17 protein-coding genes are annotated in these 14,488 nt (G+C 29.3%); 16 read left to right on the top strand and 1 reads right to left on the bottom strand.

Annotated elements, in window-relative coordinates; genetic code table 11:
- Position 1 precedes the first annotated feature (1 nt).
- From HNP67_RS03625 to rseP, 10 genes are all read left to right on the top strand, one after another.
- Positions 2 to 1,657: a 30S ribosomal protein S1 gene (locus HNP67_RS03625; protein WP_184125020.1), complete on the top strand. Its 1,656-nt coding sequence runs from the start codon at positions 2 to 4 to the stop codon at positions 1,655 to 1,657.
- Complete coding sequence (locus tag HNP67_RS03630; RefSeq protein ID WP_184125023.1) at positions 1,657 to 2,268, top strand: tetratricopeptide repeat protein; 612 nt, start codon at positions 1,657 to 1,659, stop codon at positions 2,266 to 2,268. The genes HNP67_RS03625 and HNP67_RS03630 overlap by 1 nt, the downstream gene beginning before the upstream one ends.
- 60 nt (positions 2,269 to 2,328) lie before the next feature.
- A complete protein-coding gene (locus HNP67_RS03635) occupies positions 2,329 to 3,051 on the top strand; it encodes a hypothetical protein (RefSeq protein ID WP_184125025.1) in 723 nt (240 codons plus the stop codon).
- 20 nt (positions 3,052 to 3,071) lie between these two features.
- Positions 3,072 to 3,350 carry a hypothetical protein gene (locus HNP67_RS03640; protein WP_184125028.1) on the top strand — a complete coding sequence of 93 codons (279 nt, stop codon included), beginning with the start codon at positions 3,072 to 3,074 and terminating at the stop codon, positions 3,348 to 3,350.
- Between the two features lie 213 nt (positions 3,351 to 3,563).
- The gene (rpsB, locus tag HNP67_RS03645) at positions 3,564 to 4,346 is read left to right on the top strand and encodes a 30S ribosomal protein S2 (protein WP_184125030.1); all 783 of its coding nucleotides are present in this window, start codon (positions 3,564 to 3,566) and stop codon (positions 4,344 to 4,346) included.
- A gap of 3 nt (positions 4,347 to 4,349) precedes the next feature.
- The gene (gene tsf, locus HNP67_RS03650; protein WP_184125032.1) at positions 4,350 to 5,189 is read left to right on the top strand and encodes a translation elongation factor Ts; all 840 of its coding nucleotides are present in this window, start codon (positions 4,350 to 4,352) and stop codon (positions 5,187 to 5,189) included.
- A gap of 37 nt (positions 5,190 to 5,226) precedes the next feature.
- Positions 5,227 to 5,781: a ribosome recycling factor gene (gene frr / locus HNP67_RS03655; RefSeq protein ID WP_184125034.1), complete on the top strand. Its 555-nt coding sequence runs from the start codon at positions 5,227 to 5,229 to the stop codon at positions 5,779 to 5,781.
- Between the two features lie 4 nt (positions 5,782 to 5,785).
- Positions 5,786 to 6,478 (top strand): polyprenyl diphosphate synthase, encoded by a 693-nt coding sequence (gene uppS, locus HNP67_RS03660; protein WP_184125036.1) that lies wholly within the window; start codon positions 5,786 to 5,788, stop codon positions 6,476 to 6,478.
- Positions 6,468 to 7,331, top strand: coding sequence for a phosphatidate cytidylyltransferase (locus HNP67_RS03665; protein ID WP_184125274.1), 864 nt, complete (start codon positions 6,468 to 6,470; stop codon positions 7,329 to 7,331). The genes uppS and HNP67_RS03665 overlap by 11 nt, the downstream gene beginning before the upstream one ends.
- 19 nt (positions 7,332 to 7,350) lie before the next feature.
- Positions 7,351 to 8,652, top strand: coding sequence for an RIP metalloprotease RseP (gene rseP / locus HNP67_RS03670; protein WP_184125038.1), 1,302 nt, complete (start codon positions 7,351 to 7,353; stop codon positions 8,650 to 8,652).
- Here the strand turns inward: rseP and trhA are convergent.
- Positions 8,649 to 9,350, bottom strand: a complete 702-nt coding sequence (gene trhA / locus HNP67_RS03675) for a PAQR family membrane homeostasis protein TrhA (RefSeq protein WP_184125040.1) — start codon at positions 9,348 to 9,350, stop codon at positions 8,649 to 8,651. The two genes, rseP and trhA, sit on opposite strands and share 4 nt — an antisense overlap.
- A gap of 202 nt (positions 9,351 to 9,552) precedes the next feature.
- Between trhA and HNP67_RS03680 the strand changes: the two genes are divergently transcribed.
- The 6 genes from HNP67_RS03680 to dnaB all read left to right on the top strand — a co-directional run bounded on the left by HNP67_RS03680 (position 9,553) and on the right by dnaB (position 14,485).
- Positions 9,553 to 11,250 (top strand): PTS transporter subunit EIIC, encoded by a 1,698-nt coding sequence (locus tag HNP67_RS03680; RefSeq protein ID WP_184125042.1) that lies wholly within the window; start codon positions 9,553 to 9,555, stop codon positions 11,248 to 11,250.
- 142 nt (positions 11,251 to 11,392) lie between these two features.
- Positions 11,393 to 11,812, top strand: coding sequence for a 30S ribosomal protein S6 (gene rpsF, locus HNP67_RS03685; protein WP_184125044.1), 420 nt, complete (start codon positions 11,393 to 11,395; stop codon positions 11,810 to 11,812).
- A gap of 11 nt (positions 11,813 to 11,823) precedes the next feature.
- Positions 11,824 to 12,273, top strand: a complete 450-nt coding sequence (locus tag HNP67_RS03690; protein WP_184125046.1) for a single-stranded DNA-binding protein — start codon at positions 11,824 to 11,826, stop codon at positions 12,271 to 12,273.
- A 14-nt stretch (positions 12,274 to 12,287) separates the two neighbouring features.
- Positions 12,288 to 12,578, top strand: a complete 291-nt coding sequence (gene rpsR, locus HNP67_RS03695) for a 30S ribosomal protein S18 (protein ID WP_184125048.1) — start codon at positions 12,288 to 12,290, stop codon at positions 12,576 to 12,578.
- Between the two features lie 17 nt (positions 12,579 to 12,595).
- Positions 12,596 to 13,093, top strand: a complete 498-nt coding sequence (rplI, locus tag HNP67_RS03700; protein WP_184125050.1) for a 50S ribosomal protein L9 — start codon at positions 12,596 to 12,598, stop codon at positions 13,091 to 13,093.
- A gap of 24 nt (positions 13,094 to 13,117) precedes the next feature.
- Positions 13,118 to 14,485, top strand: coding sequence for a replicative DNA helicase (dnaB, locus tag HNP67_RS03705; RefSeq protein WP_184125052.1), 1,368 nt, complete (start codon positions 13,118 to 13,120; stop codon positions 14,483 to 14,485).
- Positions 14,486 to 14,488 lie beyond the last annotated feature (3 nt).

Consider the following 14,488-nt stretch of genomic DNA (forward strand, 5'->3'; position numbering starts at 1 on the left):
AATGGAAAATCAAAAAGATTTACAAGAAAATTATTTGAAAGTACTTGAAAAAGTAGAACTTGGAAGTCGTGTTTCTGGGACGGTTGTTAACATTATGAAGGATTATATTCTAGTAGATATTGGTTATAAATCGGAAGGCTTTATCAAGATTGAAGAATTTGAAAATGTTCCCAAAATTGGTGATAAACTTGAAGCAATTGTTGTAAGAATTGGTGGAGAATTGGGCCTTATTTTAAGTGTTGAAAAGCTTGATTCTTTAAATTTTAAAGATAAAGTGTATGAATATATTCAAAATAAAAAAATAATTAAAGGCAAAGTGTTGGTTGAACTTCCAAATGGCTATAAGATTCAAATTAATGAAAATGTTTCTGGCTTTATGCCTTTTTATTTAAGCTCTAAATCTAAGGATGAGAAATTAAAGAGAGGGACTGTTGTTGAATTTTATATCCTTGAAGCAAGCGAAACGGATGGTTTGAGACTTATTCTTGATAGGCGCACTTTAGAAAAAGAAAGAGATCTTGCTAAGAGAATAGAGCTAGTAAGTTATTACAACGAAGAAGATGTTGTTGATGGTGTTGTTGAGCGTATTACAGAATATGGTGCTATTGTAAAAATTAAAAATTTTGTTACAGGAATTTTGCATAAAAGAAATATTGCCTTTAATCAAGTTGAAAATATTGAAGATTTTGTTAGAGTTGGTGATAAGTTAAAGTTGAAAATTATTAAGATAAGCCCACAAACAGGCAAGATGGAATTGTCTCTTAAGGCTTTAAAAGCAAATCCTTGGGATTCTGTAGATGTTAAATATAAAATTGATAGCATTGTAAAAGGGAAAGTTGTAAAAATTTTGCCCTTTGGAGCTGTTATTGAGCTTGACAGCGAATTATCAGGATTTTTGCATATAAGTAATTTTTCTTGGATAAGAGTAATAAAAAGCCCTCAAGAATTAATAAAACTTGGCCAGATTGTAGAAGTTAAGATTTTAGAGATAGATAAAGAAAATCAAAAAATATCGCTAGGTATTAAACAAATTAATGAAAATCCTTGGGAGAGATTGACTGAGAAATATCCTATTGGAAGAGTTGTTCAAGGAGTTGTTACTAATATTACAAAAGCGGGCGCTTTTGTAAATATTGAAGAAGGTATAGATGCTTATGTTAGTAAGTTTGATATTTCTTGGCTTGAGGAGATTGATCCTGAAGAATATTTCAAGATAGGTGATTTAATTAATGGTAAAGTGCTTGAGGTTGACAGGCGCAAAAGAAATGTTAGATTAGGAATTAAACAGCTAGAAGAGAGTCCTTGGGAAGATTTTTCTAAAAGCTATAAAAAAGGCGATGCTATTGAGGTTGAGATTGTAGAGAAAAAATCAAAAGGCTTTCAAGTAAGAGTTTATAATAAAATAATGGGATTTATTAGTAAAATTCAACTAGGGGATACAAAAGAATCTAGTTTAGAAACTTTCGAAAAATTAAATGTTGGAGACAAGCTTAAAGTGGTAATAACAAGTATTGATTCTAAGGATAAATCAGTACTGCTTTCTTATAGGGAGTATGAAAATCAAAGATCAAGAGAAGAGATTTCTTCTTATTTATTTAAGGGTAATGATGAGGAATCGTATAAGCCATTTGAAAATTTGCTAAAGAGGGATAAATGATGGCTAAAAATAAACTTTTATTTTTCTTTATTGCTATTATTTTTGTGTTTGTATCTGTTATTGTTGTTTTTTATAATTTTTTAAGTAAAGATTATGTGAAAAGTGGTGGAGAAATAGTAGAAAATCTTGAAAAAGATTTAAATGATTATTTAAAAGAAAATGATGTCAAAGAGAGAGAAAGAATATTTCTTAGGATAAGGGAACTTATTTCAAAGGAAAAAGAAATTTCATCTTATTTTATTTCAAGGTTTTATTTGGCCAGAGCTGCTTATTTCCAAAGCCAAGCACAGTATGATGAAGCTATTAAAAATTTAGATATTGTCATTAAAGCAAAGGGTATTGAAAGTGACATTGCTTTTCTTAATAAAGCTGTAGTTTATGAAAAAATGGGATTAAAAGAAGATGCTTTGTTAGTTTATGAAGATCTTATCAATAGTACTAGTTTGGGCTTTTTAAAGGTAAGAGCCCTTTTGAGTAAGGCAATATTGATTGAGGAAAAAGATAAGGATCTTGCTGTGAAAGTATATGAAGAGATTGTTAAGTTTCCATATGAAAATAATTTATATATAAACATAGCAAATAATAAAATTTTAGAACTTAAACAAAATTAATAATTTGTATATTTTGGGGGAGGTTTTATAATTTTTTTTATTTTTTATTTTATATTTTGTATGGGGTTTTTTGGATGTGGTCTTGACAATATTTTAATACTTCCTTCACCAGAAAAGGTTGACAGTCGAATTTCAAGAGATTCTTTGGCTTTTTTTTTACCAGCAGGCTATTTTTCCAATCAAGCAGCTGATAAATTAAGAGGTTTTGATATATATTACAAGTTTTATCCAGAAGGTGCTAATTATCACATAAGTAGTTTCCAAAAAAGCGTAGAAAAAGATTTTGAAGCCTTAAAGGGTGTTTTTGACAATGTTAGTGAATTTAATAATAGAGGGTTTTATAAGATAAATTTGAGTTCTACTATTTATTCAGGTAAACCTGTTTTTAAATTAAATAAAGAATGGGTAGATAGCAAATTGCCTTTATATTTTGAAATAAATTTTGGAGAATTAAGAAAGGATGTTCCTGGTGAAGCTATTATTATTGTGAGAAATGGAAGTACTGCTTCATCTGATATTCTTGAGAAGAAAAACATATATAGGTCCTATATTGACAAAGGAGAATATGTGGGTTTTTCAAAATCTATTAAAAAGTTCAATTTTTCAGACAAAGAGAAAAGGCCAATTGATCTAAAACATATAAATGAGGATTTTTTTACAAAAGATATTGCCCCCAAGTATAATTTGGCAATTTTTGTTATGGGTGTGGGCAGTATTGTTGATGATGCTTATAGCGTTCTTATTAATCTTGGGGATTTGTCAGGATTTAGTTTATCTAATTAGTTCTTTTTAAGAGGGGGAGTATGATAGTATTTTTTTCTCATTTGATTTTAACAAACATTGTTATTTCTTTTCTTGTAAGCTTTTTTGTTATGTTTTTAAACATATTGAATTTTAAGTTTTTAGTAGTTTATTTAATAAGCTTTTTAGGTGGTATTGTATTTTTGTTTTTTATTCCTTTTTTTTATTCTGATTATTATGAAAGGCAAATAGATTTTGTTCTTTATTTATTTCCTATTTTGGGGTCAGTTATTTTAATAGGTTTGATTAAATTCTCTGAAAGAAATAAGAATGATTTGTGAAAGAATGATTTTTAAAAGAGTTGGATATTAACTTAGCTTTTAATATTTTTATTAATATAATTTGTTGATAATTTTATTAAAGAGAATAATGTTTATTTTTAATGAGATGGACTTATTAATTGGATTGTTTTATTATTATTCTTATAAAAGAAGGGATAATTTCCGCCGTGTGTTTTCATGGTGAGTAAAAGAGAAGGATAATAGGAGGTTGATTTGGCAATTGTTACGATGAAGAGCCTATTGGAGGCCGGAGTTCATTTTGGTCATCAAGTAAAAAGACTTGATCCTAGAATGAAAAGATTTATTTTTTCGGAGAGAAATGAAATACATATTTTAGATCTTCAAAAGACTTTGCAAGGCATTAAAGATTCTTATGAGCTTGTTCAAAAGGTAATAAAAGATGGTAAAAAGGTACTTTTTATTGGAACCAAAAAGCAAGCTAGCGAGATAATAGAACAAGAAGCAAGAAGAAGTGATATGCCATATGTAAACAATAGATGGCTTGGGGGTATGCTTTCTAATTTTAATACGATTAGAAAATCTGTTCAAAAATTAAAAAAGCTAGAAAAGATGGAAGTTGATGGAACTTTTGATATGATAAGTAAAAAAGAGATTTCGCAACTTAATCGTGAAAAATCAAAATTAGCAAAAAATTTAACAGGTATCAAGGATATGGAAACACTTCCTGGTGCTATTTTTATCATTGATCCTAAGCGAGAGCAGATAGCTATTAATGAAGCTAGAAAATTAAAAATCCCCATTATTTCTGTGGTTGATACGAATTGTAATCCAGATGTTATTGATTGTCCAATTCCTGGTAATGATGATGCAATTCGTTCTGTTGCTTTGTTTACTAAAATAATATCTGATGCTATTTTAGAAAGTGATAAAGAGGTTGGTATTCAAATAATTGAAAATTTAAATGAAGAAGATTTGATGAAAGAAATTGAAATTAAAAATGATAAAAGTGATTCTATTCAAGAAAGGGGAGAGTAATTTATGAGCATTATTAGTCCTCAAGATGTAAAAAAGCTTCGAGAAGAAACCAATGCTGGTTTTGGAGATTGTAAAAAAGCTTTGTCTGCTGTCGGTGGAGACTTTGAATTGGCTAAAAAGAAACTTAGAGAAATGGGAATTGCATCTGCTGAGAAAAGACTTGATCGAGATGCAAAAGAAGGCAGAGTATTCTCATATTCAAATAATATTCATGCTGGGCTTTTACTTGTTTCTTGTGAAACAGACTTTGTTGCTTTAAATCATAATTTTGTTAATTTTGGCAGCTCTTTGATTAAGGAATTGGTAGAAAGTGGAAGAGATTCTTTAACTACTTCTCAAGAGTTAGAGCTTAAAAATTTAGCAGCTACAATAAAAGAAAATATTCAGGTTAAAAAAATTTTTATTACCGAAATTCAATCTAATGAGTTTGTAAAAATTTATTTGCATGGCGAACAATCCAAGATAGGTGTTTTAGTTAAATTAAAGGTAGATGATTTTTCTAAAACTGAAGATAAAATGTTTCAAAATTTTGCTATGGATTTAGCTTTGCACGTGGCTGCTTTTGCTCCTGTTTATTTGAGAAATGAAGATGTTTGTCCAAATTATATTAAAGAACAAGAGGAAATATTTGCTAAACAATTAGAATCTAGCGGCAAGTCAGAAAGTATAGTCAAAGGTATAGTTGCAGGAAAAATCAAAAAACATCTTGCTGAGATTTCTCTTATTGAACAAAGTTTTGTGAAGAATGATAAAATCACTGTAAGGGAAATGCTTGAAGAGATTTCAAAATCAATTTCAAGTAAGATAGAAATAGTTGAGTTTAAATATTTAAGAATAGGGTAAGTAATGTACTGCTTTTTATCAGCAAGGAGTAGTTTATATGGAAGATTATAAGGCTTTTCTAGATGAAAAGTTGAGCAAAGTTCTTTTATCACTTGATAATGAATATAAAACGTTAAGAACAGGCAGAATTAGTAGTAATATTTTTGATAAAATTTTTATTCAATACCATGGCCAAAGAACACCTATAACTCAGGTGTCAAGTATTAGAATTCCTGAAGCAAGGCTTGTTGTTATTCAACCTTGGGATAAAAGTATTTTGAATAAAATAGAACAAGCCATACTTAATTCTGATCTTTCTATGAATCCTTCAAGTGATGGTTCAGTTATTAGAATTAAAGTTCCGACTTTAACTAGTGAAAGGCGGCAAGACATTGTAAAGCATGCTAAAAAAATAGCAGAAGAGCATAAAATTTCAACTAGAAATATACGGCAGGATTTAAACAATAGAGTTAAAAAGCAAGAAAAAGAATCAGAAATTACAGAGGACAGTTTAAAAAGAATTTTAGATGATATTCAAAAATCTACAGATATTTATATTAAAAAGATAGATTCTATTTTAGAATCTAAAATTCAAGCAATAATGGAAGCTTAAATTCATGAATAAAGGTTCTCTTCCAAGTCATGTTGGAATCATTATGGATGGCAATAGAAGGTGGGCTTTAAGTAAAGGATTGTCTTCTTTGGAGGGTTATGAAGAGGGTCTTAAAAGAGCAAAAGAAATAGTTAAGCATTCTTTAAGGATAGGTATTAAGTATTTATCCTTTTATGTATTTTCTACTGAGAATTGGAAAAGGGATGATTGTGAGATAGAAAAGTTAATGTTTTTAATTGCTAACTATTTGAGAGCTGAATTTAATTTTTACAAAAAAAATGGAATAAAAATAATAGCTTCAGGAGATGTTGAGTCTTTAAGCGAGGAAGTAAAAAGTTCTATAAAAGATTCTATTAGCTTTTCTAAAAATTTCAACAACCTTATTTTAAATTTAGCAATCAATTATGGGGGTCGCAATGAAATACTTAGAGCTGTTAAAAAATTTGTTTTAAGTGATTTTGATTTAGAGTCTTTAAATGAGAATGCTTTTTCCAGTTTTTTGGACAATCCAGAGCTGCCTGATCTTGATCTTTTAATACGTACAGGTGGAAATATTAGAATAAGTAATTTTTTCTTGTGGAGAATTGCTTATTCTGAATTGATTTTTTCAAATGTTTTGTGGCCTGAATATTATGACGATAGATATAGTAAGGATTTGGAATGTTTCCAATTTAGAAGAAGAAATTTTGGGAGATGATTTATTGAGTAAGATTAATAGATTTGCTTTTTTTGCAAGGTTGGGAACATTTCTATTTTTTGTTCCTTTGATTTTATTTTTAATATTTTTAGATTTTAAAAATTATTTATTCCTTAATGTTTTAATTTTTATATTTAGTGGTTTTGCGGCAAAAGAGGTTAATGATTTATTAAAATTAAAATTCAAATCGTCAGGACTTTCAAGCATATTATCTTTTTTTTTGGGGTTTGTTCCTCCAATTTTAACCTATATTCATTTTAATGTTTTTTATTTAGGCATGAATGTAATATATTATTTGGTTATAGCTTTAGTTTTTAGCAATTGGATTGTTAATTTGGTGTTTATTAAAGAACATGAGATTGGAAACTTTTTGTCTCAAGCAACTTCAATACTTTTTATACTTATATATCCGGGAACATTAATGTCTTTTACAGTTTCTATTACAACTTTACCTAAGGCGCCATTTTTAATGTTAATACTTTTTGCTATGGTAAGTGGAAATGATACTTTTGCATATCTTTTTGGTTATTTTTTAGGTAAAAACAGTTATCGTCCCACTATTATTAGCCCAAATAAAACATTAATGGGGTTTTTGGGTGGCATTTTGTTTTCTGTGTTTACTGCTATATTTGCGGCAGGTTTTAGATTAATAAATTTAAGCTATGGAGAGTCTGTTATTTTGGGCATTTTAATTGGAGTTTTTACCATTATTGGCGACTTGTTTGAATCTGGATTAAAGCGAAGTGCTGGAGTAAAAGATTCTGGGAAAATTATTCCTGGTAGGGGTGGGGCTCTTGATTCTATTGACTCTTTTCTTTTGACAGGTCCGATATTTTATTTATACTTATCTTAGTGGTTTTTGGAGGGAATTTATGTATATTCTTTTTAGTGTGCTGGCTCTTAGTTTTATAATATTTATTCACGAGCTAGGTCACTTTTTATTTGCTAAACTTTTCAAAGTTAAAGTTGAAGTTTTTTCTGTGGGCATAGGTCCTAGCATATTAAAGTTTAAAATTAATAATACTGAATATAGACTTTCTCCAATTCTTCTAGGAGGATATTGTAAACTTAAGGGATTTGATCACTTAGAAAAGGAGCTTAAAGCAAATAAAGAATTAGAAGCAGATAAAGATTCTTTGTTTGGAATTTCACATTTTAAAAAAATTTTAATATATTTTGCAGGTCCTTTATTTAATTTGATTTTTTCATTTGTTGTTTTCATTTTCATAAGTATGGTGGGTGTTATATATTTTGATTATTCTGCAAGGATTAGTGTTTTAAATAAAGATTCTTTTTTAAAAGATAAATTTAGAGACGGTGATGTTATATTAAAGGTTAATAATAACAAAGTCGAATATTTTTCTGATTTAGGGAAAGTTATTCCTGAGGAAAAATCTACGGTTACATTTGATGTTTTAAGGGGAAAAGAAAATATTATTTTTAAAGAGACCGTTAGTTTGCAATCTTTTTTAAAAGAAATTGGCCCTTGGATTGATCTTGTGATAGCAGATGTGGTTTTAAATTCGCCTGCTAAGATTGCGGGAATGAAGTCGGGTGACGAAATAATTAGCATTGATAATATTCTTTTGAGAAATAAAAGAGATTTAGATGATCTTCTTAAGAATTTAAATTCGGATGTTGTGGAGATTAAGTTTTCTAGAAATGGAGAGATTTTTTCTTCAAAATTGGTATTTCATGATAAAAATAAGATGATTGGTATATATTTTTCGCCACCTTTAAAACGGGTAGTTAAAGTAGAAAATGTTTCAAGTGCCATTAAAAATTCTTTTTTTAAGATTGTAAATGCTTTGCAAGACATTTTGTATTCTATTTTTTTCTTACTCACAAATTTTTTAAATACTTCTAAGAGTGTATCAGGCCCTGTTGGAATTGTGAGCATTCTCTCTTCATCTTATTCTTTAGGGCTATTGTATTGGATCAATAGCATTTCTTTCTTGAGCTTAATTCTTGCTAGTATGAATCTGTTTTTTATTGTAATACCTATTTTTGACGGAGGACAAATTTTTATCAGCTTTGTTGAACTTTTACGTGGAAAAAGATTTAAGGCAAAAACCATTTATTCTTTTTATAGCTTTGGCATTTTTTTGGGGCTGTTTCTTTTTGTCTTAGGCCTTTTTAACGATTTGAAAGGTCTTTTAAATATATTTAATTAAAAATTAGAAATGTATTTTAGCATAAGCCAAAAGTGAGACGCTGATGCGATTATTATTAATATATGAAATACATCATGCATTTTCATGTTAATTGTTGGATTAAATTTTTTACTTAATGCGTATACTATTCCTCCTATTGTATATACGATTCCACCAAAAACTAGCCAAAAAAATCCTTTTCCATTAAGAGCTTTGTAAATGGGGTTAATTTTAAAAATGATGATCCATCCCATGATTATAAATATGGATCCATTAAACCATCCGGGGCTATTTGTAAATATTGCTTTAAAAATGATTCCAATTATAGCCACACCCCATACTATACATAAGATTATTAGTCCTGATTTGTTTGGTACAAGGATTGCACATGCAGGAGTATATGTTCCTGCTATTAGGATAAATATTGAAATATGATCAAATTTTCTAAATATTTTTTTTATTTTACTTCCTTTTGGAAATATGTGGTAAAGAGTGCTCATTACATATAATAGGGTCATTGAAAATCCGTAAATAAAAAATACAAGTATATGTAAATCTTTTTTCTTAAGAGTAGATACTGTAACAAGAATTGTTGTTCCAATGATAGACAAAATAATTCCAAAAAGATGCGATATTGAACTGAAAAGTTCATTTTTTGGTATTTTGCTTGTATTAACATCGCTTAATGAGTAATTTTTATGTTTGGTTTCTCTGGGCACAACTTTGCCTCCATTTTATCATTTATTTATAAAAAATATATAATACATTACTTTAATTGTAAGTTTTTCACAAGATCAAATTAAATCTTACTTGATTTATTTAATCTTATTATTAGGCTTGTTTGGTAAGTAAAGTTTTTTTTTTCAAAAAAAGCTTTATAATGAATAGTGTTTGCTGAAATTAGCATTGGAGAGGCTTAGCATGATTAATTTTATTAAAATAATTAACTTTTCAAGTTTGCAAAAATTTTCTAAAGCACTACGAGTACCTATTTCTATTTTACCAGTTTCATGTATATTGATTGGTGTTGGATCTGTATTTTCAAATTCTTCTAGTGTTCTTTATGTTGATAAAATTTTTATTCAAGATGTTTTAGGTTTAATGAAGGCTATAGGCAATGCTATTCTTCTCAATATGCCTTTAATTTTTTCTATTGGAATTTCTATTGGAGTTGCAAGAATGGGGCAAGGAACAGCGGCTTTAGGGGGTCTTATTGGCTATTTAACATTTAATATTACTGGAAATTATTTTATTGAGACTTTCTCAGGAGGACTTGTTGAAGCAGAGACAATGTCTTCTGTGGGGCGTATAAATTTTTTTGGTGTTCAAACTTTAAATACGGGAATTGCAGGTTCTTTAGCAGTAGGCCTTGTAGTTGGCTATTTGCATAACAAATTTTATAATATGAAGCTGCCCAAGCCTTTTATATTTTTTTCAGAGTGTCATTTTGTTCCCATAGTAATAATTTTGCCTTTTTGTATTATTTTGGCTATATTTTTTTGTTTGATTTGGTCAAGTTTTGACAAGTTGATTGCATCTTTAGGTGTGTTTGTCTTTAAGTTTGAATATTTTGGTAGTTTTCTTTATGGATTTTTAAATAGGCTTTTATTGCCTTTGGGATTGCATTCTATTTTATCTTTTCCTTTTGAGTTTACTTCTTTGGGGGGAGTGGAGATAGTTAATGGCAATACTGTTAGAGGGCTTAAGAATATATTTTATGAGCAGTTGTTAGACCCATCACTTGTTAAATTTTCATCAGGTTTTGCCAAGATTGGTAGTGGATTTTATCTCTCTATTATGTTTGGACTGCCTGGAGCAGCATTAGGAGTTTACAAGGGCATTGTTCATGAAGATAAGGATAAGGTTTCAGCACTTCTTTTATCTGGGGCTTTGACAGCTTTTTTAACAGGAATAACTGAGCCTTTAGAATTTTTATTTATTTTTACAGCGCCTTTGCTTTATTTTGTTCATGCTGCTTATTCGGGATTTGCATTGTTGCTTGCTAATTTTTTTGATGTTACTATTGGCAATACCTTTTCTACTGGGTTTTTGGATTTTTTCATGTTTGGAATACTTCAAGGAAATTCTAAGACAAATTGGATTAGTATAGTACCTTTAGGGGCAATATTTTTTGCTCTTTATTATTTTACTTTTAGTTGGCTTTATAGATATTTTGATTTTCAGATATTTGTTACAGACGATCCATTTTTTGAAGGACAAGAAGGCAAGCTAGAGGGTCTCGGGATTGCTCATCTTTTAATTCAGGGGCTTGGTGGATTTGATAATATTGTAAAGCTTGATGTTTGTTCTACAAGATTGCATGTAGATGTTGTTAATACTGAGCTTGTTGATAATGATTTACTTAAAGAAGCTGGAGTTCTTAAAGTGGTGCTTGTTAATGGCAAGGTTCAGCTCTTTTACGGATCTAATGTTTATTATATTAAAAAGGCCATTGATACCTATTCTCCAAAGAGTCTTTTTGAAGCTAGTGTTATGGTTGCAGTTGATAATGTAAAAAAAGGCTTTAAGACTTATATTGAAATGAAAGAAGATAAAAAACTTGAAAAGCAAGGCAAATCGGGAAAAGCCTATAAGCTTAGTGAATTAGAAGAAGATTAAGGATTAAGAATATTTTTTAGTTACCTTTTGTATATTATAAAAAGTTTTTATTGTTGAAAAAAATTGGTCTCTTTTATATACTAACTAAGTAGCCTTTGTTGCATGTTTTGCAATGCGATAGACCATAAGGAGTTTTAGAGTAATGATTAAAAGATATGAGGCATGTTTTTTGTTTAAAAGTGAAGAAATTGAATATAAGGGTTCTTTAGAAGAGGTTAAAAAATCTTTAGAATTTTTTGGTGCAACCGATATTATTAGCAATTTTATTGGAGAGAGGGCCTTAGAATATCCCATCAAAAAGCAGGCTAGAGGTCGTTATGAAATAATAGAGTTTAGTATGGAAAGTAATAATTTAAAAGAATTTGAATCAGGGCTTAAGTTAATTAAAAATTTGCTTAGGTATATGATTTTGGTTAAGATAGTTAGAAAGATTAATACTAAAAAAATCAAAAGAAGAAATTTTAGAGAATTTAGAGACAATTCTGACAAAGACAGTCTTAAAGGCGCCTCTAAAGTTGAAACAATAACAGGTTCTGAAAGCACAGATATTCAGGAAAAATAAGAGGGTTTTGAATGGCTGATATTAATTCGTTGGTATTGTCTGGCAGGCTTACAAGAGATTCTGAGCTTTCTTATACAGAAAGTGGCATGGCTGTTCTTAGGTTTTCTGTAGCTAATAATAGAAGAATGAAGAAAAATGATGAATGGATTGATTATCCACAATATTTTGATTGTGTTATTTTTTCAAAAAGAGCCGAAAGTCTCAACGATTATTTGAAAAAGGGCAAACAAGTTGTGGTAAGTGGATCTCTTAAATATGAAAGCTGGCAAGATAGGAATACTGGTGATAAGAAGAGTAAAGTAAATATATTTGTAGATAATTTGCAAATGTTTAGTTCAGGTTCTAATACTGTGCAAATGCAAGATTCAGATATTAATAGTTTAACAAATTATAAAAAAGAAGACGTAGTCAAGGATATTGATATTGTTGATGATAAATTTAACGAAGATATACCTTTTTAATGGAGTTTAAGCTTATGTATAAAGATAGAGATGCAAATCAAAGAGATTCAAGATTTGAAAGTCAGCAGGATGGTTTTAAGAAAAATTCAAATTTTAGATTTTTTAAGAGAAAGTCATGTAAATTTTGTGATTCTGGCAAACATCCTGATTATAAGGATTTTGATTTTCTTAAAAAGTTTATTACTGAGCAAGGTAAAATTTTACCCAAAAGAATTACTGGAACTTCTGCTAAACATCAAAGGCGTTTGGCATTAGAAATTAAACGGGCAAGATATATGGCTTTGTTGCCTTTTGTAAAAAAATAATTATTTGGGGGGTAATTATGAAAGTGATTTTAAAGGAAGATTTTATCAATCTTGGAAAAGAAGGAGATGCCGTAGAGGTAAGAGATGGATTTGCAAGAAACTATTTATTGCCCAAAGGTTTTGCAGTTTTTTCAAATAAACATAATGTTGAGATTTTTAATCAAAAAAGAAGATCAATATTAAAAAAACAAGAAACAAAAAAGCAAATGGCCAACGATTTGAAATCTAAGCTTGATCTTGTCAAATTAGAATTTTTTATGAAATCTAATGATTCTGGAAAATTGTTTCATAGTGTTAACAGTTTAAATATTGCTGATGAACTTTTAAAACTTGGCTTTGACATAGAGAGAAGAAAAATAGATATACATCATGGAACTTTAAAGACTTTTGGAACTTATGATGTGACAATCAAGCTTTATGAGGGTATTAGTTCTATTATTAAAGTAGAGATAAAAAAAGAGAAAAAGCAAGAGGATAAAAAGTCTTTAAATAAGTTAAATAATACGGATGAGTAGGCTTAGAAAGAAAGGGTGTAGTTTGTGGCTTTAGCAGCTTTTTCAAATTCTGCACTTCTTTTTAATGATGGTGCAGAAAAAGCAGTAATTTCTAGTATATTTTATAATTCAGATAAATTAGAGCAAATTGCTTTTCATGTAAGAGCCGATGATTTTTACAATGAAACTCATAGGTTAATTTTTAAAGCAATGGTTTCGCTTTATGAAAAAAGGGAAAATATTGACCCTATTACCGTTTTTGAAGAAGTATCTAAGAATGTTTCAAAAAGTCAACTATTGATTAAAAAAGATTTAATCAATTTGCCAGATTATTTGGATTCACTTTCAGTTTATTTGCCAACAGATAGAACTATAAATGTTTATGCGAAAATTGTAAAAGAGCAGAGTGTTCGTAGAGGCATTTTAAATGTGTCTAAAGAGCTTAATGACTATATTAATGATTCTACAAAATCTATTAATGAGATTGTTGAAGAATCTCAACAAAAGATTCTTTCAATTGAGTTAGATTATTCTAGTAAAAACCTCTATCATGCTAAAGTTATTGCAGAACGTGTTCATAATGAGATATATGAGCGTAGTATGAAGAAAAAAGAAGCAAACTTTGGCATTCCAAGTGGCTTTAGAAAGGTCGACTCTCTTATTGGGGGATTTAGAAACAGTGATTTTATTATAGTTGGTGCTCGTCCTAGCATCGGTAAAACGGCATTTGCTTTAAATATTGCTTCTGCTATAGCATTGAGAAAAGAAGGAAAGAAAAAAGTAGGATTTTTTTCTCTTGAAATGACAGCAGATGCTTTAATAAAAAGAATAATATCTTCTCAATCTTGTATTGATAGCTTTAAAGTTCAAAATAGCATTTTATCTGGGCAAGAGATAAAATCACTAAATGATATTGTAAATGAGATTAGTGATTCTGAGCTTTATATTGAAGATACTCCCAATATTAGTTTACTAACTTTAGCAACTCAAGCTAGAAAACTTAAGCGATTTTATGGTATAGATATAATATTTGTTGATTATATTAGTCTGATTTCTTTTGAAACAAAAAATCTTCCAAGGCATGAACAAGTTGCTTCGATTAGTAAATCTCTCAAGGAGCTTGCTAGAGAGCTTGAGATTCCTATTGTTGCATTATCTCAGCTTACAAGAGATACAGAAGGACGTGAGCCCAATCTTGCCAGTCTAAGGGAATCAGGAGCGTTAGAGCAAGATGCCGATATTGTAATTTTGCTTCACAGGGATAAGGATTTTAAATTTGAGTCTTCTGCTGAGATAGAGCCAATAGAAACTAAGGTTATTGTAGCGAAACATAGAAATGGTCCTACAGGTAGAGCAGATATATTATTTTTGCCGCACATTACTAAGTTTGTTAACAAAGATCATCAGTATTAATTG

Origin of the sequence: Borreliella californiensis (assembly GCF_014205885.1) — a bacterium.
GTDB lineage: Bacteria > Spirochaetota > Spirochaetia > Borreliales > Borreliaceae > Borreliella > Borreliella californiensis.

What these genes read in the sequence shown, in the direction of transcription:
- HNP67_RS03630 (WP_184125023.1), top strand. Translation starts at nt 1,657, where the DNA reads ATGGCTAAAAATAAACTTTTATTTTTCTTTATTGCTATTATTTTTGTG.
- HNP67_RS03635 (WP_184125025.1), top strand. Translation starts at nt 2,329, where the DNA reads ATGGGGTTTTTTGGATGTGGTCTTGACAATATTTTAATACTTCCTTCA.
- HNP67_RS03640 (WP_184125028.1), top strand. Translation starts at nt 3,072, where the DNA reads ATGATAGTATTTTTTTCTCATTTGATTTTAACAAACATTGTTATTTCT.
- rpsF (WP_184125044.1), top strand. Translation starts at nt 11,393, where the DNA reads ATGATTAAAAGATATGAGGCATGTTTTTTGTTTAAAAGTGAAGAAATT.
- frr (WP_184125034.1), top strand. Translation starts at nt 5,227, where the DNA reads ATGGAAGATTATAAGGCTTTTCTAGATGAAAAGTTGAGCAAAGTTCTT.
- HNP67_RS03690 (WP_184125046.1), top strand. Translation starts at nt 11,824, where the DNA reads ATGGCTGATATTAATTCGTTGGTATTGTCTGGCAGGCTTACAAGAGAT.
- tsf (WP_184125032.1), top strand. Translation starts at nt 4,350, where the DNA reads ATGAGCATTATTAGTCCTCAAGATGTAAAAAAGCTTCGAGAAGAAACC.
- HNP67_RS03680 (WP_184125042.1), top strand. Translation starts at nt 9,553, where the DNA reads ATGATTAATTTTATTAAAATAATTAACTTTTCAAGTTTGCAAAAATTT.
- rseP (WP_184125038.1), top strand. Translation starts at nt 7,351, where the DNA reads ATGTATATTCTTTTTAGTGTGCTGGCTCTTAGTTTTATAATATTTATT.
- rpsR (WP_184125048.1), top strand. Translation starts at nt 12,288, where the DNA reads ATGTATAAAGATAGAGATGCAAATCAAAGAGATTCAAGATTTGAAAGT.
- rplI (WP_184125050.1), top strand. Translation starts at nt 12,596, where the DNA reads ATGAAAGTGATTTTAAAGGAAGATTTTATCAATCTTGGAAAAGAAGGA.
- HNP67_RS03625 (WP_184125020.1), top strand. Translation starts at nt 2, where the DNA reads ATGGAAAATCAAAAAGATTTACAAGAAAATTATTTGAAAGTACTTGAA.
- uppS (WP_184125036.1), top strand. Translation starts at nt 5,786, where the DNA reads ATGAATAAAGGTTCTCTTCCAAGTCATGTTGGAATCATTATGGATGGC.